Raw genomic sequence first — 26,402 nt, 5'->3', positions numbered from 1 at the left:
TCATAGGCAATTACAATAAAGTATATATTGGAAAAAAGGCCTATAAAAAGCCCTCTTTCTCCATGAATTCCACGGCCTCTTTCAGGATAGCCCGGTCGCGCATAAGCATAAAAAGCTTGGCGTGATTATCTCTGCCGCCCGCTACTGCATTTCCCATAATATCCAGCGCTTGTGCGGCGGACAGCCACTGAACGGACATTCCGAGCTGTTCTTCGGCTGCGGTGAGTGACGTTGTACCCGTAACATGCCGCGCTTTCGCAAGATAACAATGCGAATGCTGCAGAAAGCCGTTCCGATTCTTATGCTCCTCTACATAACCAAGCCTCCGGATCACTTCCGCATCGCAGCCGGTCTCCTCCTTTATTTCCCGGACAAAGGCCTCCTCCGGCGACTCCCCTTCCTCCATTCCTCCGCCGGGCAGCTTATAGAGACCAAGCTCGGCCATATGCATCATCGCAACCTGTCCCCGGCTGTTGAATAACACTCCCCTTGCGGCATAACGGGAGACGGTATCCAGATACTCGGGGCTGCCTCCTATAAAATCACTGTCGGTTATTTTTATGTTCAGCATTATTCCTTACCTCCTTTTTAAACTTAACGGTTCAGGCAGCTGATTTTCCTCGTTTTTAAAGGCGTTAAACCTCTTGACCAGATCCAGGTAAGCTTCCTCACGGTCTTCGCCTGCTCCTTTCATCTCCTGCCAGTCTTTAATGCTTGCCTCCCAAGGGATGCCCGCTCCCTTCTGGCGAAGGTATTCGATCGGATAGTCATCCACGGACCAGTTCTTTTCATGGTCACGCCTTTTTCTAAAGACATATCGCGCTCCTTCGATCAGCAAAGCCATGCAGAGACCGGGAATAAGATGATGTACGGCGTTATCCGGGCTAAAATGCCTCACAGAGGAATAAATGCCGTCGCATAGGAGGAAAAGCAATAACGCATACAAGAGCCATCTCAACCCTTTGGCCAGCTTTTTAAGCCGCTTAAAGTTCAGCAGCGTTAAGTAAATAGCCACGATCAGGATGATTAGAATCATAACCATTCCTGTTGCACCTCCCCCGCAATCTTGGGCCGAACCTTATAAATAACTATATTAAAAATATCCATAGCCTACTTGAATGAAATCGATTAATATAAGAGCATTGCAATTGTCATATTTTACATATGAAGTCACTTTCAAGGGGGCTAATATGCTTCAGGCTTACTGGTATATAACGAAAATGAAGCTTCTCATTAACTTGACTTACCGGTTCGAAGTATTCACTTCCGTTGCCACCAATCTTATTCTGATGCTGGCCTCCGTATTCTTATGGCAGACGGCTTACAAAGGCGGCTCCGGATCGGTAGAATCGCTCAGCCTGCAGGATATTACGACCTATACCATTCTCTCGATCATTATCTCTACCATTTTCGTATGCGATGTACAGAATACCATCTATTACAAAATACGGGAAGGCCAGATTGTCACCGACTTTTACCGTCCCATCCCTCTTTTTGCCTGCTATTTGGCCGAAGATATCGGTGAAATGCTCAGTTCCTTGTTAAACAGGGCCCTTCCGCTTGTTGTATTTGCCTCCGTCTTCTTTGGTATTCCGTGGCCAGCCTCCTTCCGTAGCTTCCTGCTCTTCCTTCCAAGCTGCCTGTTAAGCTACGCCATTCTATGGCTGCTCAGCGCGCTTATCGGACTGATCGCCTTCTGGGTGATGGAGCTCGGCAATATGGGGAACGTCAAGGACGCGATCGTCCGCGTATTGTCCGGCAGCATCGTGCCGCTCTGGTTTTTTCCGGAATCGGTGCAGACTGTCTCGAAATTTCTGCCTTTCCAGTACACGTACCAGACTCCGCTCGGCATTTATATCGGCAACACAAGCACGTCCGAAGCTTTAACCTCCATGGCTGTGCAGGCGGCGTGGGTTGCGATTCTGTGTCTCATCCTGGCAGCCGGCTGGGCGCGCACGAAGAAAAAAACGTTAATCCAGGGAGGCTGAGAACGTCCTTATGGTATCTACGATCAAGCATTATGTTTCCGTCGCTTCCTGCTGGGCGCGCCTCGCCGTGCAGCGGCAGCTCGAGTATCCGCTGTTCCTGTTCAGCTGGCTCCTCATGATTCCGATTCAATACTTCTCCGGCATCTGGATGCTCAAGATTATCGTCGACCGCTTCCAGGCGCTTAACGGCTGGGATTTCCCGCAGCTTACCTTCCTCTATGGACTAGGCCTGATCAGCCACGGCATCTTTGTCGTCTTCTTCATCAATACGTGGAGTATCGACCATATGGTCATTAACGGCGGCTTCGACCGTCTTCTGCTCCGACCGATGAACGTTTTCTTCCAGCTGGTTGCGAGCTACGTGAATTTTATCGGGTTAATCGATTGCATACCGGGCGTAATCATCTTCCTCTATGGGGCCGAAATTGCCGGCTTTGACTGGACGCTCGCGAACATCGGCAAGCTGATTCTCGTGCTGATCGGCGGTATTCTGATCCGTGCCGCGCTGTTCACGAGCCTCGGAACTATCGCCTTCTGGACCAAGCGCAACGGCTCCATGGTTGGCTTCGCCCTGACGATGCTGGAGCGCGCAACCATGTATCCGCTTAGCATGTACCCGTATTTCCTGCAGGCGTTATTCACCTTCATCATCCCAATCGGGTTCATCAGCTTCTATCCTGCCGCCGAATTTCTGAATGCGGACAGCGGCGGCCTCGACCTTCCGCTAAGCTTTGCGCTGTGGACACCGCTCGTGGGCGTGATCTGCTTCCTGATTGCGGGCGGCATCTTCAAATTCGGCATGAAAAATTACGAGAGCGCAGGCTCTTAAGCCATAGGGGGATCGAACTGGAATGGAAACCGTTATCGAGGTTAAGGATCTCGTGAAAGAATACATCATCGTGAAAAAAGAAAGCGGGCTGCGCGGCTCGATCAAAAGTCTTCTTTTCCCGAAGAAAACGAAATTCAACGGCGTAAACGGCATCAGCTTCTCCATCGCGCCTGGCGAGATTGTCGGCTATATCGGACCAAACGGCGCCGGCAAAAGCACCACCATCAAAATGCTGACCGGCATCCTCCATCCGACCTCGGGCTCCATCAAGGTATGCGGCATCTCCCCGCAAGCCGACCGAAAAGCCGTCGTCCGCAAGCTTGGCGTCGTATTCGGGCAGCGTACGCAGCTCTATTGGGATTTGCGCCTCGGGGAATCGTTTGAGCTGCTGCGCCGGATTTACCAGATTGATCAAAAAGCCTACGACGACAATCTCGCCGTATTAACCGACGTGCTGAAGCTGCAGGAATTCATCAACACCCCGGTGCGCCAGCTGTCGCTAGGACAGCGTATGCGCGGCGATATCGCGGCGGCCATGCTGCATTCGCCGTCGGTCTTATTCCTCGACGAGCCTACGATTGGGCTGGATGCCGACGCGAAGCATGCGATCCGCAATTTCATTAAGGAGATTAACCGTAACCGCGGCGTTACCGTTATTCTGACCACCCATGATCTCGATGACGTGGAGCAGCTCTGCAGCAGAATTATTGTCGTTAATAACGGCAAGCTTGTAGAGGACGGTCCCATCGACTCCATTATCCATAAGCTTACTCCTCATCGCATGTTAGTTGTGGAGCTTCACGAGCCTTGCGATGATCTCACGACTCCGCACGCCACGGTCATGAAGCAGGAAGGGCTCAAAATCTGGTACCAATTCGAAAAGGAGAGCATCTCCGCCTCGGAGCTTATCGCCGCTCTCTCGCAGAAGCTTCCAATTCAGGATATCAGCGTCAAAGAGCCTAATGTCGAAGACGCCATCCGCGAGGTTTATAAAACAACGGCAATTACGTAAGCCAGGCATGATAAAAGCCGGGGTACACTCCTTTGGAGTGCACCCCGGCTTTCGTTATTATTCATGAAGAGCCAGGCCGCTTGGGCTGCCAGCTGTATCAATCTTATTCATCACCTCAAAGGTCTCTCCGTCAATGACGGCAACCCCGTCGCTTACCGCTACATAGATCCGGTTGGTCTTTGTATGAACGGCTACCGCCTTAGGGCAGCTTCCGACCGGAATGGTCTCAATAACCCTATGATTGGAAGCATCGATAACCGAGACGCTGCCGCTTCCGGAATTCGAGACGTACACCAGATTGGCGAAGGTATCCACTCCGGCTGCGTAGGGATTTTTGCCGATCCCATCCGTTATCGTTCTTAAGACCGTATTGGTCCCTCCATAAATAACGCTCAAGCTATCGCTTAAGAAATTGGGCACATAAAGAAGGTTCGCTTCCTCGTGTATACCCGCAAGCCCCGGCTCGTGCCCGACCGGAATATCCGGGAACAGCCTTGTATGGGTATACCCGTCTATAACCGAAATATCGTGATCCGGGCTGCCGTTTGCTACGTAAATCCGGTTCGTGTCGGTATTAATAACGATTCCGGCGGGAATGTTGCCTACGCTAACGGAATCGATAAGATGGTTGGCCTCCCCATCCAGAACGTCCACGGTATTAAGAAGCGAGCTGGTAATGTAGACGCGGTTGGTTCTCGCGTTTACGGCTGCGAGCGACGGAAACGGGCTGACCGGAACAACGGCCGCCACTTCCTTCGTGCTTCCGTCCAGCACAAACAGCTGATGCTTGCTGCTGTTAATGGCATAAATCCGGTTCGTTACCGGATTAAGAGCAATCCCCTTAACGGAGGCGGCGGACGGCAACGGTATCGTATCGGTGACGGTGTCCGTCTCCCCGTCAATGATCAGAATCTGCCTCTCATCCGGTAAGGAGACAAATAGCCGATTGCCCCTCATTGCTGCCGAAGCTATGGCAGCAGCCGGAGCCGGCATTGGGGTCGGCGTTTGAGTTGGTGCTGGAGTTGGTATTTGAGCTGCTGTTGGAGTTGGTTCTGGGGCTGGTACTGGTGTTTGAGCTGCTGTTGGAGTTGGTTCTGGGGTTGGTACTGGAGCAGGAGCTTGCGTTGGAACCGCTACGGCCTGTTGTGAGACCCGGACTTCAACTGAAGGCGGAATAACCGAAGGAACCGGTGCCTCTATAAGTTCAGCTTCGGGTCTCTCTTCCTCTTCGTAATCTTCGTAATCATTCTCTTGTCCGGTCTCATCGTCAAGCATATCCAGCCATTGCGGCAGCGGCTGCAATTTCCTTTTCCGTAACTTCCGTAACGGATGACTGTACCGTTGCTGCGGAGTTACGGTTACAGAAGCAGCGGCTGCTGCCGCCGTTGTCTTCGGAACGCTTGGCTTCACCGCTTTTTTCTGTTGTTTCTTTGGTTTCATTGTTTGTTCTATGCGACTAGGGGGGCTTAGAAAGCCCGACTGCTTCTGAGGCAGGTACATCAGCAGCGGTGCGGATTCTTTTTTGCCCCGGCTATACATTTTCACTCGCTTCCCCTCCCCAAGCATACGTAACCGCTTATTTATTATAAGTAGGTAAGTATGGAATGGCTTGGGTATTCGCTTATAATTTCATGCGGCTTCTTACCATTAATGCGGCACCCGTCACAACCGCGTCTTCCTTTAATCGGCCCATCGAAAATTGCGGGATATACGCTTCGCCGTAATACGTCTTCTTTGCCGCTACCTCCGTCGCTACCCGATAATACATCGGATTGGCGCTAATCAGAGCCCCGCCAAGAATAATGAGCTCCGGGTGGAACGTATTGATCAGATTCGCCAGCCCTACTCCGAAATAAGAGGCGGATTGGCGGAACATCTCCCGTATAAAAGGATCGCCGGCGTTTAATCCTTCCGTAATCGTATCCAGATTTACTTTTTCCGGTACAACGTTATTTAATAACAAGCCGCCCCCAACCTTCAGCCTCGTCCGCACCTGTCTTTCCAGCGCCTGCACCGAAGCAAAGGTTTCGAGCGAGCCGTAGTTTCCCGATTCCTCCAGCCTTGGGCCGTCCACATCGATAATCATTTGCCCAATGGAGCCCTCCATGTCCACTTTTCCGTACACGATTTGCCCATGGGACATCATGGCCGAACGCAAGCTGATTCCTGCGGAAACGTACAACGCATGCTCCACGTTCTCTTGCCTCATGGACCAGTGCTCTCCGACCAGAGCCGTATTCGCCCCATTCTCAAGCAAGGTTGGGAGTCCCGCGGCCTCCTCGAACATCGCGCAGATCGAGACCTGCTCCCAGCCTTTAGCCGGAAAATATTGAGGATTAATAATAACCCCGCTGCTGCGGTCAAGCGGTCCCACCGCTCCGATCCCCAGCCCCAGAATACGGCTTTGCGGTATGGCATGATCCTTCATAAAGGCATGCATCATGCTGACCGTATGGGCAACCAGACGCTCGGGCGTCATCGTCTCGTCCATCCGCCACCGGACAACGGACTTCTGATTCATATTCATGTCGAATAAACCAAGCGTCGAAGTGAACCTGGAAATTTCGAGGCCAAATATATATCCGTAATCGGGATTAATCTGGTAGAGCAGCGGTTTTCTGCCGCCCTTCGACGGGCCTAATCCGGTAACGAGGATTAACCCCTCCTTGGCCATATCGTCCAATAGACGGGTCATCGTGCTGCTGGTGATATCATGGGCCTCCAGCAGCTCTGCTTTTGCAATTGGCCCTAGATTAGCGATGTAATCGTAAATAAGCTGTTTATGCGAGGGGACGGAACGCAGAGAATGACTCATCGTTTCATCCTTTCCGGGTAGATTGTCGTTGCTACCTGCAATTATACCCCAGATCAAGAATGCGGGCTATGCCGAGTGGTATCGTCCACTTTATTTAACTTTGAATAAAACTAAACAGAGTAGTGAGGGTTATCCACTCGATTTTATCGGTATAAGCATTTTTTATAAACCAATTTCACTCAACTTTAATCCAAAATGAATTTAAGTTGCTATAATAGCTATGTTACAGTCAAAAGGAGAGAGTTTAGATGCAGACAAACTGGAAAGAACGACTCTATTTTTTGGCACAGCTATTCTGGGTATTCGTACGGATCGGTCCTTCCACCTTTGGCGGCGGTTATGCCATGATGCCCGTCATTGAACGCGAGGTCGTCAATAAGCGTCAATGGATTGCCGAGAAAGAACTTGCTGATGTCGTATCGCTAGCCGGATCCGCACCGGGAGGCGTTGGCGTCAATGCCGCAGCCTTCATCGGGTATCGGAAAGCCGGCGTACCGGGAGCGGCTATGGCGGTTATTGGCGTAACGCTTCCAACCTTTATTATTATCATTGCGCTTAGCCTGTTTTATTTGAAGTTTCAAGACAATCCCAAGGTTGTGGCTGCCCTGAAGGGGATTCACGGCGCGGTTGTGGCGCTGATCGTCATGTCCGCGTACCGAATGGCCAAAGCTGCCATTTTTGACAAAACAACTTTAATCATGCTGGTCCTCGCGCTTCTCATTCTGCTTGCGCTTCCGCTTACCCCGCTATATATCGTTGCGGCAGGGATTCTGGCTGGTATCGGCATGGTTCGGGTCAAGGAGAAAACAGGTCAACAAGCCAATACGGAAAAGCCATCCTCCAGCAGCCAAGAGCTGATGTACCCGGAGTATTATATTTGATAAGCGTAAGGGAGAGTTACGTATGATCTGGGACCTGTTCCTGACTTTCTTCAAAATTGGATTTATCTCGTTTGGCGGAGGTTATTCCGTTATTCCGATGATACAGAGCAAGGTGATTTCGCACGGGTGGATGACTACCGCCGAATTTCAGAAGGCCGTTTCCCTTGCCGGTATGGCGCCGGGGCCAATCGCCACCAATGCCGTCACGTTAATCGGCTACGATACAGCGGGAATAGCCGGCGCGATTGCTGCCTGCGTGGGGATTGTCCTCCCGTCGCTGCTCGTCGTTATCGTGCTCTCCGCCTTCTTCTTCAAGCTTCGGCAAAACAAGACGATGAAATCCCTCTTTTACGGCCTGAGGCCCGTCGTTACCGGATTAATTATTTATGCAGCTCTTCATTTCGGGGGCTTCGACAAGCCGGGCAATTACACCTGGATGACCGGGTTTACGCTGCTGATCTGCGTAGGCTGCTTATGGCTTTTGTTCAAATACAAGCTGCACCCGTTAACCGTTATCGCGGCGGCGGGAGCAGCCGGAATCATCTTTCTATAGCCCTTTTGAATCCTCCGCGGCAATCTGGTAATCTTGCATTGAGATACCATTAAGAAAGCGGGGGATTTCGTTATTATGCTGGCCTCGATTACGAAAGAAGGCACTGGCTATACCGTAACGTTTGAACGCAGATTGAATCATTCCAAGGAAGACGTCTGGTCTTATTTTACCGATAACGAAAAGCTCCCCAAGTGGTTCTCCGAGCTTCGCGTGGAGGATCTGCGGGAAGGCGGGCATCTCAGCTTCAGCATGGGCGATGGCACTTATCAGACGATGACCGTCACGGCTTACGAGCCGCAGGCCGTACTTGCCTTTACCTGGGGAGAGGATATGGCCGTGCGCTTTGAGTTCCGCGGGGAGGACGGCGGCTGCAGGCTCGCGTTGATCGAGAGCATCTACAAGCCTTCGGAGCATACGCCCAAAGACCTTGCCGGCTGGCATGTCTGCCTCGACGTCATTGGGTCGCTGCTGGACAGCGGGCAACCCCTTGCGGACCGCAAAGCGCATTGGCGGCACTGGTACGCGAAGTACGCGGAGGCCTTGCGGCAGCTGCAATAAAAGATAAGCGGACTGTCCTATAAATGGACAGCCCGCTTTGTATTTTCGCTTAACGATGCCGCGCATCGTTAAGCTCGCCCAATTCAACCAAATTCACTCCCTCTGACGGCTTTTCTCTTTTCTTAACGATGCCGCGCATCGTTAAGCACTGCGTTTCCCCGCCTGCCAGTTGCCTTAACGACGCGGCGCATCGTTAAGCTCGGCCGCCGCACGCCCGCAACACTCACACTTCCCGCCAATCTAAGCAAATAAGACCCTCTCAGGGTCTTATAATGACTAATATTACCTCGTTTTCGCCCGATAAGGCCCTGCCAGAGGGTCTTATCCCAACGCCGCACGTCCGCAACACTCACACTTCCCACCAATCTAATCAAATAAGACCCTCTCAGGGTCTTATAATGACTAATATTACCTCGCTTTCGCCCGATAAGGCCCTGCCAGGGTCTTATCCCAACGCCGCACGCTCGCAACACTCACATTTCACAGCCAACCTAATCAAATAAGACCCTCTCAGGGTCTTATAATGACTAATATTACCTCGTTTTCGCCCGATAAGGCCCTGCCAGGGTCTTATCCCAACGCCGCACGCCCGCAACACTCACATTACCATCCCAAGCTAAGCAAATAAGACCCTCTCAGGGTCTTATAAGCACTACTATTACCTCGCTTTTGCCCGTTAATCCCGACCAAGCGCTGACTGCTACAGCTCGAGCCTCTTGAAATTCGGAAACGGCTGTCCCGCTTCCTTCAGCGATCCAAGTCCCGTCATCTCCGCGACAGCCATCATCCGCTCCCAGATCGGCCAAATGACCGGAGAGCTGTGAGCCTGCCTCTTGGCTTCTTCGGATTTCCATTCGAAAATCTCAATGACGGTTCCGTCCTCTGCTTGAAGCTGAAGCAGAGGCAGCTCCGTAATCAGTCCCTCCCGCTTAAGCGCAGGTCCATGCTCCCGGACAATCTCATGAAGCTCCCGATCCTTGCCCGCATGCGGCCGGTACAAGGCAATGGCGATATTTTTATCCGGCATCGCTATCTCCCGCCTTCTGCTGGTAATAACTCATACAACTCGTTAACCGAACAGCCTATCGTGTCCGCAATAGAGATGGCCGTCTTTAACGGCATTAACCGCTTATTCTCGATATAGTCGACCAGCCGCTCCGGCTTATATAGCAAAGCCCCGGCTAATGCCTCCCGGCTTATCCCCCGCTCCTCCAAGCATTCCTGCAGCAGACAGCGGCCCAATTCATATTTCATGGCATTCTTCTCCTATGACCTTAAGTTCCGCAGAACGTTCGGTACGGAAGCGGCGACTGTTCCGGAAGCGCGGCATATGCCTCTTGCTCGTCCGAGTATGCATAAGGGTTCGCAAGCGCCGCAAGCAGATTATCCAATACGCGCAGATTCCCCTGCTCCGCCGCCTCCAGCGCTTCCTCTACCCGGTGATTGCGAGGAATAACAGCCGGATTGCTGCTCCGCATCAGCCGGAGAGCTTCCTCCTTGGATTCCGCTTGCCTGCCTAGTCTGGCCCGCCATTGCTGCAGCCAATCCGCAAACTCCGCCGTCCCATGCAACACGGTATTCTCCGGCTTATCCATGGATAAAGCCCGGAACGTATTGGTATAATCCGCTTGGTTCCGCTGCATCAGCAGCACAAAGGCTTCGACGAGCGTCTCATCCTCCGGCTCCTCGTTAAAGATCCCAAGCTTCGCGCGCATGCCCTGCAGCCAGTATTGCTGGAACAGCTCGCTGTAATCCGACAACGCGTCTTGAGCCAGCTCAATAGCCCCTTCTTCATCCTCGTCCATTAACGGAAGCAAGGCTTCAGCCAGTCTGGCGAGGTTCCATGCGCCGATAGACGGCTGATTGCCAAACGCGTAACGGCCTTCCCGGTCAATCGAGCTGAATACGGTAGCCGGATCGTACGCATCCATAAACGCGCATGGCCCGTAATCAATCGTCTCCCCGCTAATGGCCATATTGTCCGTATTCATAACCCCGTGGATGAAACCAACCAGCTGCCACTTCGCAATCAGCGCCGCCTGGCGTTTGATCACTTCCCTAAAGAAGCTGACGTACCGGTTCTCGCCGTCCTCCATATCCGGGTAATGCCTCATGATCGCGTAATCCGCCAAAGCCTGCAGCTCTTCGAGCGTCCCCCACTGCGCGGCAAACTGGAAGGTGCCCACGCGGATATGGCTTGCGGCAACCCGGGTCAAAATCGCTCCCGGGAGCAGGCTCTCGCGTACGATTTCCTCTCCGGTCGTCACAACCGCAAGACTGCGGGTCGTAGGAATGCCAAGACCATGCATCGCTTCGCTGATGATATACTCCCGAAGCATCGGACCTAACGCCGCGCGTCCGTCGCCGCCGCGGGAATAAGGCGTCCTTCCGGAGCCTTTCAGCTGAATATCTACTCTCTTTCCTTGCGGTGTAATCTGCTCGCCAAGCAGCACGGCGCGGCCGTCGCCAAGCCGGTTGAAATAAGCGAATTGGTGTCCGGCGTAAGCCTGCGCAAGAGGCTGCGCGCCTTCGGGAATCTGATTGCCCGCAAATACTTGAATGCCTTCGCTTGCGCGCAGCGCATCGGCGTTAAGCCCCAGCTCCGCTGCCAGCGGCTCATTTAACTTGATTAATCCGGGAGCGCGCACGGGAACAGGATTTTGCTTGGTATATAATAAGTCGGGCAGATCGGCATAGCTGTTCTCGAGGTTCCAACCCGCTGTTGTTTTATGGTCCGTCATCTCTTGTTCTCCAATCTCGTTTTTCCTTATTATACCCTTTTCTACCGCTCCGCCATGAATAAAAAAAAGACCGCCGGCCGTAAAAGGCTTGCGATCCTCATCTTTACTATTCCGTGTACATGGCTTTCAGCTTCGCGCGCTCTTGTTTCGTAATGCCGAGCCCTTTTTCTAGGAAGCTGTCGATCGAGCCGTATTTCGCTTTCATCTCGTCAATGGCGGCCTGCAGGAATTCCTTCTGAACGCCCATCATTGCCGTAATCGCCGCTACAACATTCTCATCCTTCACTTGAGCTTTAACGGCTTCAATCGCCTTCTTGTTTGCTTCCGCACGGTATACGTTGCTCAAGAGATAGTCATCCATAACCGTCTTCTCGTCTACGCCAAGCGCCAGAAGAATGATCGCGGAGCCAAGCCCCGTACGGTCTTTGCCGGCTGTGCAGTGCTGAACGAGACCGATGTTGTTAGGGTCGTTAAGCAGCTCCATCAGTTGAACGTAGAACTTCGGGTTATCGACCATTTGCTTGTTGAAGCCGGCCATCATGGCAACCGCAGTTGCTTCGTCCTTCATTTGGCCGGAAGCAATCATGGACATTAGATCGGCTGTCGATCCGGCGTTGCCTTCATCGGTACGGATATTCTTAATACCCGGGATTACCGGATCCGCAAGAGCCTTCACTTCGGCATCCGTACGGTAGTCCACGTTTGTTTTAATGCCCATTTCCTGAATGATTTCAATATCCGAATCCGTCAAATGTCCAAGCTCTTCGCCTCGGAACAGCTTGCCCCATTTTACGGTTTTGCCGTCGGTTGTTTTGTAGCCGCCGAGGTCGCGGAAGTTGTATGCGCCTTGCAGGTTTACTTTGCGTTCCGCAACCGTAACGGTCGCGCCGCTGCTTGTCTTAATGCAGAAATATAAGCGGGAGCCCGGCTTGGGATCCGCTGTTACGTAACCGTTATAGCTCGCGTTGATGCGCTTCAGCTGCTTGCCGTTTTGGGCGATGTTGTCCGGCGAAGTGCTCCAGAGAATTTTTGCGGCGCCTAGGTCCGCATTGGAGTTCCAGTGAATTTTCAGCTTGCCGTCAGCCGTACGCTCCACGCTTGCTTGCGTGAATACGCCTTGCACGTTCTTCTGCGATGCCGCAGCCGGTGCCGCGAAGCTTGCTGCCGGTGCAGCTACCGCGCCAAGCGCGAGAGATGCAGCAAGCACGGTTGCTGCGTAAACCTTGGATACTTTCATTTTGATTTGCCCCCTACAATGTGGTTGTGTTTTCATTGTGTTCCGGTTGTATATAAGTTGTATTCTTGTTCCTATTGTAGGGGGGCTTTATAATGGCCATTTTAAAATTTGATAAAGAAATTGTAAAAGCAAGGGCCCGCATATTTGCATGCGAATCCAACCATATTATGGCTATGCCTTAGGGACAATGGGAGGAAGCTATGCTGAAAAAATCTCGGGAATGGGTAGCCCGGCGTACGCCTGCCCAAGTCATTACCGGGTACTATATTCTTGCCGTGCTTATATCCATTCTTCTATTCAGTATGCCTGCCGTGCGCAGACCCGGAGTCGAGGTCTCCTTCTTCGATACCGTCTTTACGGCCGTCAGCGTCGTAAGCGATACCGGCCTGAGCGTATTTAACGTAGCGGAAACCTACAGCGTGTTTGGTTATTTCGTCATCATGCTCGTCCTTCAGTTCGGGGGGATTGGCATCATGGCGATGAGCACGTTCTTCTGGCTCTTGATCGGACGCAAAATCGGTCTTCGCGAGCGCAGGCTGATTATGGTCGACAACAATCAATTCGCCTTATCCGGCCTGGTCCATCTCGTACAAGAAATATTGCGGATCACCCTTCTGACCGAGCTGATTGGCGCTGTCATCTTCGGAGTACGCTTCCTCCGATACTTCCCTACCTGGCAGGAAGCCTTCTTGCAGGGACTGTTCGCCTCCGTCAGCGCAACGACCAATGCCGGAATGGATATTACCGGCCAATCGCTCATTCCGTTCAAGGACGACTATTTCGTCCAGCTGGTGACGATCCTGCTCATTATTTTCGGCGCGATCGGATTCCCGGTTTTAATCGAGCTGAAGGCCTTCTTCTCCCGCAAAAGGCTGGATCTGAATCATCCTTTCCGCTTCTCGCTATTTACGAAGCTTACCACCTTTACCTATTTCGCTTTGCTCGCGATTGGCACGGTCTGTATCCTGCTGTTCGAGTCGCAGCATTATTTCAAGGGCCTAACCTGGCACGAAAGCTTCTTCTACGCCTTCTTCCAGGCGGCTACGACGCGAAGCGCCGGCCTTACGACGATGGATATTACCCATCTGACCCTGCCCACTCTTCTGCTGATGTGCGTCTATATGTTTATAGGAGGTTCTCCCAACTCGGTAGGCGGAGGGATCCGGACAACCACCTTCGCCCTCAACATGCTGTTCATTTTCCACTTCGCCAGAGGGAGGCGGGACTACAAAGTATTCAAGCGCGAGCTACATATGGACGATATTCTAAAATCCCTCGCCATCTCGATGATGGCGATTGTGATGTGTTCGCTGTCCGTTGTTGCCATCAGCTTCTCCGACAAGCAGCATCAGCTGGCCGCGATCATTCTGGAGGTGTGCTCCGCCTTCGGAACGGTAGGTTTGTCCACCGGCATAACGCCTGATTTGAGCATCTTCGCCAAATGCATTCTCATGCTGCTCATGTTTATCGGAAGAATCGGTCTGACGTCCTTCCTCTATATTATTGGCGGCCAGCAGACAAACTCGAAGTACCGCTATCCGGTAGAAAGAGTGATGACCGGCTAGCTGCCATTAAAAAAATCCGATCGCAGTCTTGCCCTATTTCCCGGACCGCGTTATGCTGGGTGTAATCATATGGGATAGGAACGTTACAATTATGACGATCGGTATTTTCGACTCCGGACTCGGAGGACTAACGGTACTGGCGGAAGCGCTGAAGCGTCTTCCTGCCGAGAATTATTTATATATGGCGGACACGAAGCATGTTCCTTACGGGACAAAGTCGGAGGAGGAAGTTCGCGACTTCGTGCTTCAGACGGTTGAGCAGATGGTTGCGGAGGGGATCGATGCGCTGGTCGTAGCCTGCAATACGGCGACGAGCATCGCGATCAACGAGCTGCGGGAACGGTATTCTTTTCCCGTTATCGGGATGGAGCCTGCCGTGAAGCCTGCCGTGGAGATGAACCGGGCAACGGGGAAAAAGGTTCTCGTATGGGCGACTCCTCTCACCCTTCGGATGCCGAAATATTATGCGCTGGTCTCCCGCGTGGACGAAGAAGGAATCGTAGATTCCCTTCCGATGCCCGAGCTGGTGCAATATTGCGAAACGCTGCAATTCGATAAAGAAGTGCTGAAGGATTATTTTCTCGCCAAGCTGGCGCCCTACGACTTGAACGAATACGGGATATTGGTGCTGGGCTGCACGCATTTCCCGTTCTATACGTCTATTCTCCGGGATGTTCTGCCTCCGCATATTCAGATTGTAAACGGCAATCTGGGAACGATCCGGCGTCTAACCGCGATGCTCAGCCGTTACGGAATCGGCACGGGGCGCGGAAGCGGCCAAGTACGATTCATGTGTACCGGCGGAGAACCCGCTTATATCGAGAAGATGCGCTCTGCGCTGGCCTTTTTGAAAGAACAGGATCTATAGAACCGGTACCGCTCTGATGCGGTGCCGGTTTTTTTGTTGCGCCCCCACCGATCCATAAGATCGCACATGTTCATCGTAGGAATGCATCTTCAGCCTGACAGGCAAACGGATTATGCTATGCTCATAAGACTGCTCTCCGACCACAACCTCATGACGACAAGATTCGAGAACGCCAATACCGCGCAACCCGTTAGGTATTGGTTTTTTATTCTTTCGGAAGGATGCTTGCGAAGCAAGAAAGTTCGCGTATGACGAACTCTTTTAGGAGGTGGTTGAATGTAGCTACGCTCTAAAATGTAAGCGCATTAATGATTGACCATTCTTAATACTAGGAGGTTTTTTATGTTCGCCATAAGTAAAAGGCTAAGCCGCAATCCGTTTATGATGCTCTTTCTTGCTCTGGCCATTTTGTTATCGCAGCTGACGCTCTACCCTTCTGCCTCATCGGCGGCGGGCGGCTCCAACCTTGCCATAGGCAAAACCGTAACGGCAAGCGGCTACGCGGATGTTTACGTTGCAGGCAATGTAGCCGACGGGAACCAGGCTACATATTGGGAGAGCACGAACAATGCTTTTCCGCAATGGATCCAAGTCGATCTTGGCGCAAGCACCAGCATTGATCAAGTCGTTCTGAAGCTTCCCGCCGGATGGGGCACGCGTACTCAGACGCTGTCCGTGCAAGGCAGCACGAACGGATCGACATTCACCGACCTTGTTGGCTCCGCCAGTTATGTATTTAATCCTTCCGTCAGCAACAACTCGGTAACCATCAACTTCTCGGCCGCAAGCACCCGTTACGTTCGCCTGAATATGACGGCCAATACAGGCTGGCAGGCCGGGCAACTCTCCGAATTCGAGATTTACGGAGCAGCCGTAACTCCTCCGCCATCGGGCACTTATCAAGCCGAGAGCGCAGCGCTGTCCGGCGGTGCCAAAGTGAACACGGACCACGCCGGCTACTCCGGAACGGGCTTTGTTGACGGCTACTGGACGCAAGGCGCCTCAACAGCCTTCGCGGTAAACGCAGCTTCCGCAGGCAGCTACGATGTCACGCTCAAATACGCTAATGCCCAAGGCTCCGCGCGCACATTAAGCATTTACGTCAACGGTACCAAGATCCGTCAAACCACGCTGAACAGCCTGGCGAACTGGGATACTTGGGGAACCAAAACCGAGACGCTGACCCTTAACGCGGGCAGCAACACGATCGCCTACAAATACGATTCTACCGATTCCGGCAATGTTAATCTGGATCAGATTTCCTTGGCAGCTTCGGCGACACCAACTCCAACTCCAACTCCAACTCCTACTCCTACTCCTACGCCGACTCCAACTCCAACGCCTACACCAACGCCGACTCCTACACCTACACCTACGCCTACACCAACACCGACTCCTACACCCCCAACCAGCGGGAACGTAGCTTTAGGCAAGACCATTACAGCTTCTTCTTCAACCTTTACGTATGTAGCGGCTAACGGCAATGACGGCAGCACGTCTACTTACTGGGAAGGCGGCGGCAATCCAAGCCAGCTGACCGTTGATCTAGGCGCCAATCATGACATTACTTCCGTCGTGGTGAAGCTGAATCCGGCCACCGAATGGAGCACGCGTACCCAAACGATTCAAGTATTGGGCGCTAACCAAAGCACTACGACCTTCAGCAATCTCGTATCCGCACAGTCCTATACGTTTAACCCTTCCTCCGGCAACACGGTTACCATTCCGGTTACCGCTACCGTAAGCAAGGTTCAGCTGAACATTACGGCGAACTCCGGCGCGCCTGGCGGCCAGGTAGCGGAATTCGAGATATACGGCACGCCTGCTCCAAACCCGGATCTGACTGTTACGGGCATGACCTGGACGCCGTCCAATCCGGTTGAGACGGATGCCCTTACCCTTAACGCAACGGTGAAAAATATCGGCAACGCCAGCTCCCCTGCCTCCTCGGTGAACTTCTACCTGGGCAGCGAGCTTGTTGGCACGGCTCCCGTAGCTGCCTTGGCTGCCAATGCGACAGCTACGGTATCGGTTAATGCCGGAGCAAGAAATGCCGGCAATTATCCGGTAAGCGCGAAGGTGGATGAAAGCAATACCGTTATCGAGCAAAACAATAACAACAACAGCTACAGCAACACGGCAGGCATCACCGTGGCCGCCGTGCAAAGCTCGGACCTGATCGTATCGACGACCTGGAACCCAAGCAATCCAAGCGCGGGCAACACGGTTACTTTTACGACAAACCTGAAGAACCAAGGGAATATCGCTTCCGCGGCCGGCGCTCATCCGGTTACGGTGGTATTGAAGAACGCATCCGGCGCAACCGTTCAGACCTGGAACGGCTCGTATTCCGGATCCCTTGCGGCAGGCCAATCCGTTAACGTAACGATAGGCACTTGGACTGCCGTTAACGGCAGCTATTCGGTAACCTCGACGGTAGCCGCCGACGGCAGCGAAGTGAGCACCAAGCAAACCAATAACAGCAATACGGTAAGCTTGTACTCCGGCCGCGGGGCAAACATGCCGTTCACCATCATTGAAGCGGAATCTTCCTCCAATACGACAAACGGCACAAAGCTGGCTCCTAACTTCAAGCCTGGCGATTATGCCGGCGAAGCATCCGGCCGTTCATCCGTCTATCTGGACGCCGCGGGAGAATACGTGGAATTTACGCTGACTTCCCCGGCGAACGCTTTCGTTCTCCGCAACGCGGTTGCCGAGAATACCAACGGTACGGTCAGCGTTTACGCGAACGGCGTTAGCAAAGGCAAATTTAACGTTTCCTCCAAGTTCTCTTACCTGTACGCGACGCCTAGCACGCTTGGCCGTCTTGGCTACGACAATGCGCCTGGCGCAGGCTTAACCGCTTACTGGCTCTATGAGGACGCGCAGCTGATGCTGGATCAAGTATATCCGGCCGGAACCAAAATCAAGATTCAGAAGGATGCCGGAGACGTATCCTGGATCTATGTCGATCTGCTCGAAACCGAGAATGTCGCGCCGCCTCAAGCGAACCCGGATCCAACCAAATACGTGGCCGTATCGGCGTCCAAGTCGATTGATCAGGCGCTGACCGAGTTCAGACAGGATAATACGAAGAAAGGCATTTACATCCCTGCCGGCGAATGGACGATCAACAGCAAGATCTTCCTCTATGGCCGCGCAACGGAAATCGTAGGCGCCGGTCCTTGGTACACGAAGCTGGTTGCTCCTCAAAGCCAGTCCAATACGGATGTTGGCTTCAATATCAGCGCCGCGGCTAACGGTTCCACGATCCGCGACCTGTCGGCATGGGGCAACTACATTAACCGGGTGGATGGCCCGGGCAAATTCATCGATGGCAACGGCATGCAGAACGTAACGGTTCAGAACATTTGGGTCGAGCATTTTGTCTGCCTCTACTGGGGGGTTAACTCCTCGTACAACACGTTCAAGAACAACCGGATCAAGAACACCTTTGCAGACGGCATCAACATGACGAACGGCTCCTCGTACAACGTAATCGACAACAACTATGCACGCGGCACTGGCGACGATTCCTTCGCTTTGTTCAGCGCCACGGATTCCGGCGGCTCTTACAACGTGGGCAACAAATATACGAACCTGACGGCGACTAACGTGCGCCGCGCGGCTGCTTTCGCCGTATACGGAGGTTCGGATAACCTGTTCCAGAACCTGTACGGCGCGGATACGCTGACGTATCCGGGCATCACCATCAGCAGCTACAGCTTCGGTTACAACACGCTTGGCTTCGGCGATCAGGATACCGTCATCGACGGTGCAACGCTGGATCGTACAGGCGGCGACTTCTGGACCAGCGTTGGCGCCGACGACAAAATTAACGATTACCAAAACTTTGGCGCTATCTGGATCTACGGCGGCGACCGGGCAATCAAGAACATCCTGATCAAGAACGTGGACATCAACAATCCGGTTTACTTCGGCCTCATGTTCCAGTCCATGTCGCCAAACAATATGGTGATGCAAAATATCCGAGTCGAGAACGTTAACATTAACAACCCGTCCCGCTACGGAATCAAGCTTGTCGTGCGCGCCGAGCAAGGCCAAGGCCCTGCTTACGGCGGAGCAAGCTTCACCAACGTGAAGGTCAACAATCCGGGCATCTCCGCCATCTACGGCGAAGCGCAAAGCCCGAACTTCACTGTTACCCGCGTGTCGGGGAACAACTGGTAAGACATAACGAAGGCCCGCCCAGTCACCGATGACTGGGCGGGCCTTTCTTTTCCGCTGATCGCCGCGGGCGATCCGTAAGACGCCTTAACGATGCCGCACAGCGTTAAGGCGCCCGGTTTGGCCTATTTTCGGCAAATGCCGGACCTCTCCGGCGAGCTTAACGATGTGCCACATCGTTTAGACCACACTACAGCCGCATTTCACTCGCCTTAACGATATCGCATATCGTTAAGCTTTCTGAGTACCTGCTTGCCTGGAGCGCTTCATAAGCCGGATTGCTCGTAATACTTGCTCTTTCTCCGTATAATATAGTCAATACCATTAAAGGAGCTGATCAAGTGAACTTACTGGATATCGCGATCGAGTTTGCAGCAACCGCCCATAAGGCCCAATACCGCAAGGGAACCGAGATCCCTTACATCTCCCATCCTTTTGGAGTGGCAATGCTTCTGTCCTCATACAACTATAGCGAAGAAGTGATTATAGCGGGCCTACTCCATGACGTGCTTGAGGATACGGATACGACCGAGCAGCAATTAACCGATCTATTTGGTCCCAAGATCACGTTTATTGTGCAGGGCTGCTCCGAGCCGGATAAATCCTTGAGCTGGGAAGAACGGAAAACCCATACGATCGAGAATCTCCCCTCTTCTTCGCTGGAAATCCGCTTGGTAGCCTGTGCCGACAAGCTGCATAACCTGCGCAGCATGAAACGGGAGTTCGAAACATCCGGCCCTTCCTTCTGGTCCCGGTTCAAAAGAGGAGAAAAAGAGCAGGCCTGGTACTACAAAAGCTTGGCCGAAGCGTTCGCTAAGCCCGAAGACAGCTCCTCGCATCCCCTGTTTGCGTTGTTTATTCAAGAAGTGAACGATTTTTACGGTTAACCCGCCAAAGCGGCGGAAGCTGCGGCACAATCATGCCGACCAGCATAAACACACAGCCGATCCCCGCGCGGACGCCAAGCACTTCGTCCAGCAGCAGGTAGCCGCCGATGGCGGCAAACACCGTCTCCAGGCTCAGAATAATGGCAGCCTGGGTAGGATGCGCGTTCTTTTGGCCAATAATCTGCAGCGTGTACGCGATACCCACCGAACATATTCCGCCGTATAACAACGGAATCATGGCATCGGACAGACCGGACAGCTCCACCTTTTCCGTAGAGAAGGCTGCGATAAAGCTCAGGACCGAGCATGTTAGAATCTGTACAAGCGACAGCTTTAACCCGTCCGTCTTGCGGGAGAAACGGTCGATCATCAGAATGTGGACGGACCAGAATAGGGCCCCGACAAGTTCGTAGAGGTCCCCTTTTCCCAACGTCAAATCATTGGTCATGCATAATAAATACAGGCCGATAACCGCCAGAACGGCTCCTATGCCGCTGTTCACGCCAAGCCGCTGATTCAGAAACAGGCCGAAAAACGGGACGATAACAATATAGAGTCCCGTAACGAAAGCCGCTTTTCCCGCGGTCGTATACATCAGCCCGATTTGCTGCAAGGAAGCTCCAATGAACAAAATAAGTCCCGTGCATACTCCGTATATAGAAGCATTCTTAAAGGAACCTCGAAGCTGCGCCTGGGTCTGGCCGGATTTCCGGTCCATGATCCAAATAAGCGGCAATAAAGACAAGGCGCCTAATACAAATCGAACGGCATTAAAAGTAAAAGGTCCCGTATGCTCCATCCCTTGCCGCTGGGCGACAAAAGCGAATCCCCATATAAAGGCGGCGAGTATTAACAGTAAACTGGATTTCAGTGATTGACTCATGATAGTTGTCTCCTAGATGTATGATTGCTACATCATCTAATCATAAGACTTCCGAAAAGTAAATCATTGCTTCAAACATAAAATCCGAACTCTTTTTTTATTGCCCTTTCCTCTTCCTTCGGGATATCGATGAATACTTTGACGACGTGGATAACCCCGTTCATAGGCTCAGTATTTGGTCTTACCGAAAAACACCACTCATACACACCGCTATTAACCGGTTTAAACGTATACTTCATCAGCATGCGACTATGGCTGTTTCTTTCCAATAATGTAGTCATTTCCTTTGGAGTGGAGGCTTCCCGAAGCAGCGTAGCTCCCGCGGGAATAACTAGCTCGTCGAACCTAAGCATTTTGCCAAGGAATGGCTTGTCCGGTTGATCCGGGTAATGCAATTCAATGTCTTCCATTTGGCCGGCAATCCTTGCGCCATCATGCAAAATCAAGCATGCCTCCATACTTTCAAAGCAATTGCCGCTAATAGCGCTGCCCCACATCATTATGCTTATCCCCACAGCAGACCGTCCGGTATTCGAATAGGAAAAGTAAGTCGTTTCTTCCGATTCTGTGGAGCAATCCAAATAGGGCTGATAAGAGACAAGCTCCAATCGCGTTGGTCCTTGTTCCTCGAATAGTTTCCCTGCAGGATTGTTATCCCGGAAATGCAGCACGTTATCCCCTTCACCCCAGCCTACGTCCTTCTTGTATCTGAACCCTGTGCAAGAACGGTCCGTATTCCAGCTATAAAGCTTGGATAATTCCCAGAGCGTGTCCTCTGCAAAGACGGTTTCTTCTCCCCATATCCTTGTTATCTCTTCTTTCGAAATTTCTTCCGCAAGCGAAGCCCACTTTGACGGAACCCCTTGTCTCCTTCGCTTGCTCTCCGTCATCTCGTTATATATATCGACGTCATTCACAAAGGTATCAAGGCATTTCCCCTGATTAAACAGCTTCATATAAAGCAAATCGCTGTCATATACCGAATTGCTTACGGCAAGAGTACCCAGCTTCAGTGATAAAGCTTCTGCCAAGGCATCTAATATATCTTGATCGCCGTCGTCGCAAAACTCGTCATAAATCGTTAACCACGGACTAGAGCCATCGCAGGAAAAAACGATACTGCGGTCTTCAGGTTCTTCCACTTTCTCGAAAAGGTTATTTTCCATCAACTCCGTAATGACCTGCACCACTTGCTCGACAGAAAGGGCATTTGCTGCTTTTAATTGGATATTCGCAAAAGAAGAACCCATTAAATCGACCCCTTGCGCAACTTAGTAAAATATTCCTTTTTATCGTAATTCACATTCCCTTCGCTTACAACCTACTCATGTATAATTGACAAAAAAACAAAGCACAGCGGTAACCCGCCATGCTTTGTTTTACAAAAACCAATTATTCAGTTTCCGTCTAAGGATGCCCGGCAAGCCACTTCATCAACTTCCATCGCCATCGCGGAAGAGGCCTCTGTCAAGCTGCGCAGCGGTACCTCCATCTCCTGTTCGGGTTCGGAAAGCGGATAGATCCGGGCAGTTTCGTTCGCATCATCCACATGTTGAATATAGATCGGAACCCCGTTATATCTAACGTCCTCCATAACCGGAGAGGCGGCAATTTCCTTCGCTCGATTAATATCCATCGTACAAACCTCCTCTGCTGCAAGCTCCTTACAGTATGAGCGAAGGAGGAATGGAATATGCACCCAAGACGTTAGGGAACGGCGTCTCCCCGGACAAACCGTTCATAGTTAAAGCGCAGCAGTTCGATAGCATGGGCAAGATCGTCTTCCGTATTCAAATAAACGGAGACCCAGCCCGACTCCGGCAGAATATGGTGAGACCTGGCTTTTCCGGTCATTACCGCCTCATCCCGCTTGGCCCTCGGCAATAACAGATCCACCAGCCGCTCGCCATGAAGATGTCCGATCTCCTTGCCGTTCACCGCAAATTCGATACCGCCGAATCGGTGAGGACCCGACGTTACGCCCGGCCAAGATAACAGCAGCTCCTCCAAAACAGCTTTGCTCCCCATAAGCCCACCTCCGTCATCCACGTTGAAAAGAGCCTTACTTCAATCGTATTCCGGCATCCCCGGAGAATTGCCCCTTCACTTATCTTTCACTTATCTCGTAATGACCTGATCGCGTCTTGGTCCAACGGAAATCGTCAAAATCGGAACGCCTATCTCTGACTCCACAAACTCTACGTATTGTTTGGCTGCAAGAGGCAACTCATCGAATTGTCTTATCTCGGAGATCCCGCTTTTCCAGCCGGGCATGGATTTATACACAGGCTTTGCGTGTTCAAGCTTGGAGGTCATAGGAAAGTCGTCGATAACCCCCTCCGATGTTTCATAGCCGACGCATACCGGAATCTCGTCTAAATAACCCAAGACATCCAGGTTCGTCAATACGACGGACGTTGCTCCCTGCAGACGGCAGCCGTATCGCGTAGCGACGGCGTCAAACCATCCGACGCGTCTGGGCCTGCCGGTCGTTACGCCGTACTCTCCTGCATCTCCGCCCCGCTTCCTAAGCTCCTCCGCTTGTGCGCCATGCAGCTCGGATACAAACGGTCCGGCGCCCACACAGCTGGAATAGGCCTTTGTCACGGCATCGCGTATACCCCTGAATTCGAGCTCGGCAGCGTGGACCTGCTCGTCCAATTCGCCAAAAGCGGCTTTGGCTTGGCCTTTGTTATTCGCAACTACGTCACGGAAGAGTTGCAGCGGGGCGAGCTGGTCGAAGTCCCTCTAGCCGAGCCTTTGCCCGTCCGCCGGATTGGCATCGCAACGCTGCGCGGGATTCCTATGTCCTCGGCGACGAAATCCTTCCTGGCTCTACTGCCTTAAGCGAATCTTATCGGGGACACGATTGGTTCTCATGCGGCTTCAGCCGTCTGGCTTCTACAAAACCAAAGGCCGGAGCCCTCCCGTAAGAAGCCCCGGCCTATCCTATCCGAAGATGCTCAGTCTTGTTTTACGGCTTGCCGACTGCTGCATCCACCATGGATTATAATTTTCCTTTCAAGTCCATGAGATACTTCAGGAGCACTGCGAGCGCGCCCAAGTAATAACCAACCAGAACGACCCAGCCCGTTACGTCCATTAAGGAAAGTCCCGCAAGAAGAAGCAGCGGCATCACGTAGTACAACAGGTCTTTCAGGTAGCCCAATACGAAGTCCATCGAGAATTTGCCGCCTGTTACCATTTTGAACAAGTCAACCAACAGGTTTGCACCCATCGAGCCCAGCACGACCCACAAAGCTACTTCCATCCAAAGTGTAAGCGATCCTAGCACTTTTCATCACCTCCGAATTCGAGGAATGTGATACGCTTACATTTTATGCGGGAGGTGCGAAAGTTGTCTCCTTCAATAGCCTGTATCATCGACATATTCTTTGAAAAATAAAGAAGACCCTTTACAGGGCCTTATCGCACCTTATATTCGCTTGTCTCGATAATAATCGGCTTCGCATTCGGATAGTGTACCCGCCCGCTCTTCGGAGCCTCGCCTTTATCCTTTTTGACCGTCCATACCCTGTAGACCGTAAGCGCGACAACCATAATGCCTGTCGCCCCGTACATCGCCTGCGCCCAAGGATAGCTTGAATCCGAGCCGATCAGAAGGCCGTGCAGGAGAGCCAAAAAGTATCCGGGAAATGCCAGCATGTGCGTCATCTTCCATGCTTTCTTTCCTAGCTTCTTCATCATGTCTGAAGACAGGATAACAATGAAGGCCATATAAAACGAGAGCGTCCCCATGCCCGTCAGGACGGGATGCGACTCTGCCGTGAACGGGATTAGCAGACCGCTTACGGAATAACCCACATATTGGTCAAACAGCAGCACGGCGCCGTGCATCATGCCGAACAGAAAGCCGAACCAGCCCGCGGATTGATGCATGGTCAGCACAATCGCTTTGGCTTTATTTGCGATCAGACGCGATCCCATCGCAATGCCGGCAATCGTGGACAGAAAAAGGAACAAATACGACGTTATGCCCGACGCTCGCGTTGTCGTCCATACACTTAAGGCATCTATGATTTCATTCATACGCATAATCCCCTTTCCTCCACATACTGACCGATAGCGCCAACCGTCCGGATCGATCCGTCATGAAGCACGCCTACCGCCGCACAAGCCGGATGGTTGCCGGCAAGCCAATCGAAGCCCTGCTCCTCTCCGAGCAGAAGGACGCATTTCGCGTATACCTCGGCATCCGCCAGATTCGGCGCAAACAGCGTCACCTGGGCCAGATCCGATTCGGCCGGCGCTCCCGTGCGCGGATGAATAATATGATGGCGGCTTTGACCGGAGCTGTTCTTCCATTGCCGTCTAACCGTATTGCTTGTGGCGATGCCCGCCGGGTATCTTACCCGAAGCGTCATCAGATCCCGGCTAGCTTCCCAAGGGTCCCCGATGCCCACCGACCAGCCTTCGTCCGGTACACCCCACAGCGTAATATCGCCTCCCGCTCCGATCGCGCCGGAACGCACGCCCGCATGCTGAATCATGAGGGATAGCTGATGGGCGCTCCATCCTTTTGCGAATCCGCCCAGGTCAACCGCAAGCTTCGCATTCAGCGTTAACGCTCTTGTATCGGGATCCAGAATCAAAGGCAACTCGCAATCAAAGGGCTTAGCCGTAAATACCGGTTCCTCTCGTACCGGCCTCTCCGCCAAGGACTCAAACGTCCCGGAGTAGCCAAGCCGGTGAATGTCATGTCCCATATAAGGGTTAAACAGACCGTCGGTTGCTTCATGGTAACGGTTGGCTTCAGCCATTACTTCATAGAGCAGCGTGGAGGCGGGAAAAGGTTGTCCTGCTGAACGGTTCAGCTTGGACAACTCGCTGCGCGGGTTGAACCGGCTCAGCTTCTCCTCTACGACGGTGATCCAGCTTTCCGCCATCGCCTGCGCTCCTTCATGCAGACCTTTTGTGAAAAACGGCGAATTCATCGCCCGAAATCTATGCAATGCCATCTATGATCCCTCCCTGCTAGGAAGCATGCGTCCGCATGCCTTCGTCGCCGGAACTTGTTCCGGAGTCCGTTCCCGAGCCAAAATCCTGTCCCATGCCGCGTCCGCGGCCAAACGGCCTTTGCTCGAAGGAGCCTGTGCCGTCATTACCCTGGATTCCTCCATCGGATGGACTGTTATTTAAAACGTCGCTGCTGACCGGAGCCGTTGTTGGATTTGCCGATGATGAGTGATTAATAACGCCGACCATTCCCGTAAATAACGCTACGCTGGAAAGCCCGACAACCCATTTCACCCATTTGGAATTTGCCATCATATTGCCTCCTCTATACCCATCAAATGTCCTATAATGGACAGTGTATCTCCTATTCCTTAAACGTAGCTGAAATAAGATCTAAGAGTAATTTTACGAATAGCG

Annotated in this window: 26 protein-coding genes and 2 pseudogenes; 11 read left to right on the top strand and 17 right to left on the bottom strand. The window is 52.4% G+C overall.

Annotated features, from left to right (window positions below):
• Positions 1-40 precede the first annotated feature (40 nt).
• Positions 41-571, bottom strand: a complete 531-nt coding sequence (locus FHT67_RS14195) for an NUDIX hydrolase (protein WP_167199166.1) — start codon at positions 569-571, stop codon at positions 41-43.
• 6 nt (positions 572-577) lie between these two features.
• On the bottom strand, positions 578-1,042 hold the full coding sequence (locus FHT67_RS14190) for a hypothetical protein (RefSeq protein ID WP_167199163.1): 465 nt from the start codon (positions 1,040-1,042) through the stop codon (positions 578-580).
• Between the two features lie 106 nt (positions 1,043-1,148).
• Between FHT67_RS14190 and FHT67_RS14185 the strand changes: the two genes are divergently transcribed.
• The 3 genes from FHT67_RS14185 to FHT67_RS14175 are packed head-to-tail and all read left to right on the top strand — an operon-like array spanning position 1,149 to position 3,829.
• Positions 1,149-1,988: an ABC transporter permease gene (locus FHT67_RS14185; RefSeq protein WP_208403289.1), complete on the top strand. Its 840-nt coding sequence runs from the start codon at positions 1,149-1,151 to the stop codon at positions 1,986-1,988.
• 10 nt (positions 1,989-1,998) lie between these two features.
• Positions 1,999-2,817, top strand: coding sequence for an ABC transporter permease (locus FHT67_RS14180; RefSeq protein ID WP_167199157.1), 819 nt, complete (start codon positions 1,999-2,001; stop codon positions 2,815-2,817).
• A 22-nt stretch (positions 2,818-2,839) separates the two neighbouring features.
• On the top strand, positions 2,840-3,829 hold the full coding sequence (locus FHT67_RS14175; protein WP_132313562.1) for an ABC transporter ATP-binding protein: 990 nt from the start codon (positions 2,840-2,842) through the stop codon (positions 3,827-3,829).
• Positions 3,830-3,886: 57 nt separating this feature from the next.
• Here FHT67_RS14175 and FHT67_RS30360 read toward each other — a convergent pair whose 3' ends face one another.
• Positions 3,887-5,368: a YncE family protein gene (locus tag FHT67_RS30360; RefSeq protein ID WP_279591567.1), complete on the bottom strand. Its 1,482-nt coding sequence runs from the start codon at positions 5,366-5,368 to the stop codon at positions 3,887-3,889.
• An 82-nt stretch (positions 5,369-5,450) separates the two neighbouring features.
• Positions 5,451-6,644: an ROK family transcriptional regulator gene (locus FHT67_RS14165; RefSeq protein ID WP_132313558.1), complete on the bottom strand. Its 1,194-nt coding sequence runs from the start codon at positions 6,642-6,644 to the stop codon at positions 5,451-5,453.
• Positions 6,645-6,892: 248 nt separating this feature from the next.
• On the opposite strand from FHT67_RS14165, the gene FHT67_RS14160 reads away from it, so the two are divergent.
• The 3 genes from FHT67_RS14160 (at position 6,893) to FHT67_RS14150 (ending at position 8,636) form a co-directional block, all read left to right on the top strand.
• Complete coding sequence (locus FHT67_RS14160; RefSeq protein ID WP_167199150.1) at positions 6,893-7,525, top strand: chromate transporter; 633 nt, start codon at positions 6,893-6,895, stop codon at positions 7,523-7,525.
• Between the two features lie 22 nt (positions 7,526-7,547).
• A complete protein-coding gene (locus FHT67_RS14155) occupies positions 7,548-8,078 on the top strand; it encodes a chromate transporter (protein WP_167199148.1) in 531 nt (176 codons plus the stop codon).
• A gap of 75 nt (positions 8,079-8,153) precedes the next feature.
• Positions 8,154-8,636, top strand: a complete 483-nt coding sequence (locus FHT67_RS14150) for an SRPBCC family protein (protein WP_167199145.1) — start codon at positions 8,154-8,156, stop codon at positions 8,634-8,636.
• A gap of 700 nt (positions 8,637-9,336) precedes the next feature.
• Here the strand turns inward: FHT67_RS14150 and FHT67_RS14145 are convergent.
• The 4 genes from FHT67_RS14145 to FHT67_RS14130 form a co-directional block, all read right to left on the bottom strand.
• The gene (locus tag FHT67_RS14145) at positions 9,337-9,663 is read right to left on the bottom strand and encodes a hypothetical protein (protein WP_167199142.1); all 327 of its coding nucleotides are present in this window, start codon (positions 9,661-9,663) and stop codon (positions 9,337-9,339) included.
• Between the two features lie 2 nt (positions 9,664-9,665).
• Positions 9,666-9,890 carry a helix-turn-helix domain-containing protein gene (locus tag FHT67_RS14140; protein WP_167199139.1) on the bottom strand — a complete coding sequence of 75 codons (225 nt, stop codon included), beginning with the start codon at positions 9,888-9,890 and terminating at the stop codon, positions 9,666-9,668.
• A gap of 20 nt (positions 9,891-9,910) precedes the next feature.
• Positions 9,911-11,377, bottom strand: coding sequence for a protein adenylyltransferase SelO (locus tag FHT67_RS14135; RefSeq protein ID WP_167199136.1), 1,467 nt, complete (start codon positions 11,375-11,377; stop codon positions 9,911-9,913).
• A 106-nt stretch (positions 11,378-11,483) separates the two neighbouring features.
• Complete coding sequence (locus FHT67_RS14130; protein ID WP_167199133.1) at positions 11,484-12,614, bottom strand: tyrosine-protein phosphatase; 1,131 nt, start codon at positions 12,612-12,614, stop codon at positions 11,484-11,486.
• Between the two features lie 200 nt (positions 12,615-12,814).
• Between FHT67_RS14130 and FHT67_RS14125 the strand changes: the two genes are divergently transcribed.
• The 4 genes from FHT67_RS14125 to FHT67_RS14110 all read left to right on the top strand — a co-directional run bounded on the left by FHT67_RS14125 (position 12,815) and on the right by FHT67_RS14110 (position 20,125).
• The gene (locus FHT67_RS14125; protein WP_167199130.1) at positions 12,815-14,179 is read left to right on the top strand and encodes a TrkH family potassium uptake protein; all 1,365 of its coding nucleotides are present in this window, start codon (positions 12,815-12,817) and stop codon (positions 14,177-14,179) included.
• A 91-nt stretch (positions 14,180-14,270) separates the two neighbouring features.
• Positions 14,271-15,047, top strand: coding sequence for a glutamate racemase (gene murI / locus FHT67_RS14120; RefSeq protein ID WP_167199128.1), 777 nt, complete (start codon positions 14,271-14,273; stop codon positions 15,045-15,047).
• A gap of 342 nt (positions 15,048-15,389) precedes the next feature.
• Positions 15,390-19,241, top strand: a complete 3,852-nt coding sequence (locus FHT67_RS14115; protein ID WP_167199125.1) for a CARDB domain-containing protein — start codon at positions 15,390-15,392, stop codon at positions 19,239-19,241.
• Positions 19,242-19,579: 338 nt separating this feature from the next.
• On the top strand, positions 19,580-20,125 hold the full coding sequence (locus FHT67_RS14110) for an HD domain-containing protein (RefSeq protein ID WP_167199122.1): 546 nt from the start codon (positions 19,580-19,582) through the stop codon (positions 20,123-20,125).
• On the opposite strand, the gene FHT67_RS14105 is transcribed toward FHT67_RS14110, so the two are convergent.
• The 5 genes and pseudogenes from FHT67_RS14105 to FHT67_RS14085 form a co-directional block, all read right to left on the bottom strand.
• Complete coding sequence (locus FHT67_RS14105; RefSeq protein ID WP_167199119.1) at positions 20,094-21,008, bottom strand: DMT family transporter; 915 nt, start codon at positions 21,006-21,008, stop codon at positions 20,094-20,096. The genes FHT67_RS14110 and FHT67_RS14105 overlap by 32 nt on opposite strands.
• A gap of 71 nt (positions 21,009-21,079) precedes the next feature.
• Positions 21,080-22,258: a hypothetical protein gene (locus FHT67_RS14100; protein ID WP_167199116.1), complete on the bottom strand. Its 1,179-nt coding sequence runs from the start codon at positions 22,256-22,258 to the stop codon at positions 21,080-21,082.
• Positions 22,259-22,470: 212 nt separating this feature from the next.
• Positions 22,471-22,644, bottom strand: a pseudogene (locus FHT67_RS14095) (small acid-soluble spore protein H); the annotation flags it as partial.
• Between the two features lie 71 nt (positions 22,645-22,715).
• Positions 22,716-23,036: a luciferase domain-containing protein gene (locus tag FHT67_RS14090; protein ID WP_167199110.1), complete on the bottom strand. Its 321-nt coding sequence runs from the start codon at positions 23,034-23,036 to the stop codon at positions 22,716-22,718.
• 90 nt (positions 23,037-23,126) lie between these two features.
• Positions 23,127-23,618 (bottom strand): annotated as a pseudogene (locus FHT67_RS14085) (adenylosuccinate synthetase); the annotation flags it as partial.
• Between the two features lie 33 nt (positions 23,619-23,651).
• Between FHT67_RS14085 and FHT67_RS14080 the strand changes: the two are divergent.
• Complete coding sequence (locus FHT67_RS14080) at positions 23,652-23,855, top strand: LysR family transcriptional regulator substrate-binding protein (protein ID WP_347880096.1); 204 nt, start codon at positions 23,652-23,654, stop codon at positions 23,853-23,855.
• 160 nt (positions 23,856-24,015) lie between these two features.
• Here the strand turns inward: FHT67_RS14080 and FHT67_RS14075 are convergent, their stop codons facing one another.
• From FHT67_RS14075 to FHT67_RS14060, 4 genes are all read right to left on the bottom strand, one after another.
• Entirely contained in the window at positions 24,016-24,279 is a 264-nt protein-coding gene (locus tag FHT67_RS14075) for a hypothetical protein (protein WP_208403288.1), read from the bottom strand.
• 155 nt (positions 24,280-24,434) lie between these two features.
• Positions 24,435-25,058, bottom strand: a complete 624-nt coding sequence (locus tag FHT67_RS14070) for a ferric reductase-like transmembrane domain-containing protein (RefSeq protein WP_167199108.1) — start codon at positions 25,056-25,058, stop codon at positions 24,435-24,437.
• Positions 25,055-25,987 carry an FAD:protein FMN transferase gene (locus FHT67_RS14065; RefSeq protein WP_167199105.1) on the bottom strand — a complete coding sequence of 311 codons (933 nt, stop codon included), beginning with the start codon at positions 25,985-25,987 and terminating at the stop codon, positions 25,055-25,057. The genes FHT67_RS14070 and FHT67_RS14065 overlap by 4 nt, the downstream gene beginning before the upstream one ends.
• Before the next feature lie 16 nt (positions 25,988-26,003).
• Entirely contained in the window at positions 26,004-26,297 is a 294-nt protein-coding gene (locus FHT67_RS14060; protein ID WP_167199102.1) for a hypothetical protein, read from the bottom strand.
• Between the last annotated feature and the right edge of the window lie 105 nt (positions 26,298-26,402).

Source organism: Paenibacillus sp. BK720, from assembly GCF_011761545.1.
Lineage (GTDB): Bacteria > Bacillota > Bacilli > Paenibacillales > Paenibacillaceae > Pristimantibacillus.
The sequence above is the reverse complement of the archived record's forward strand: the minus strand, read 5'-3'. Positions and strand labels throughout refer to the sequence as shown.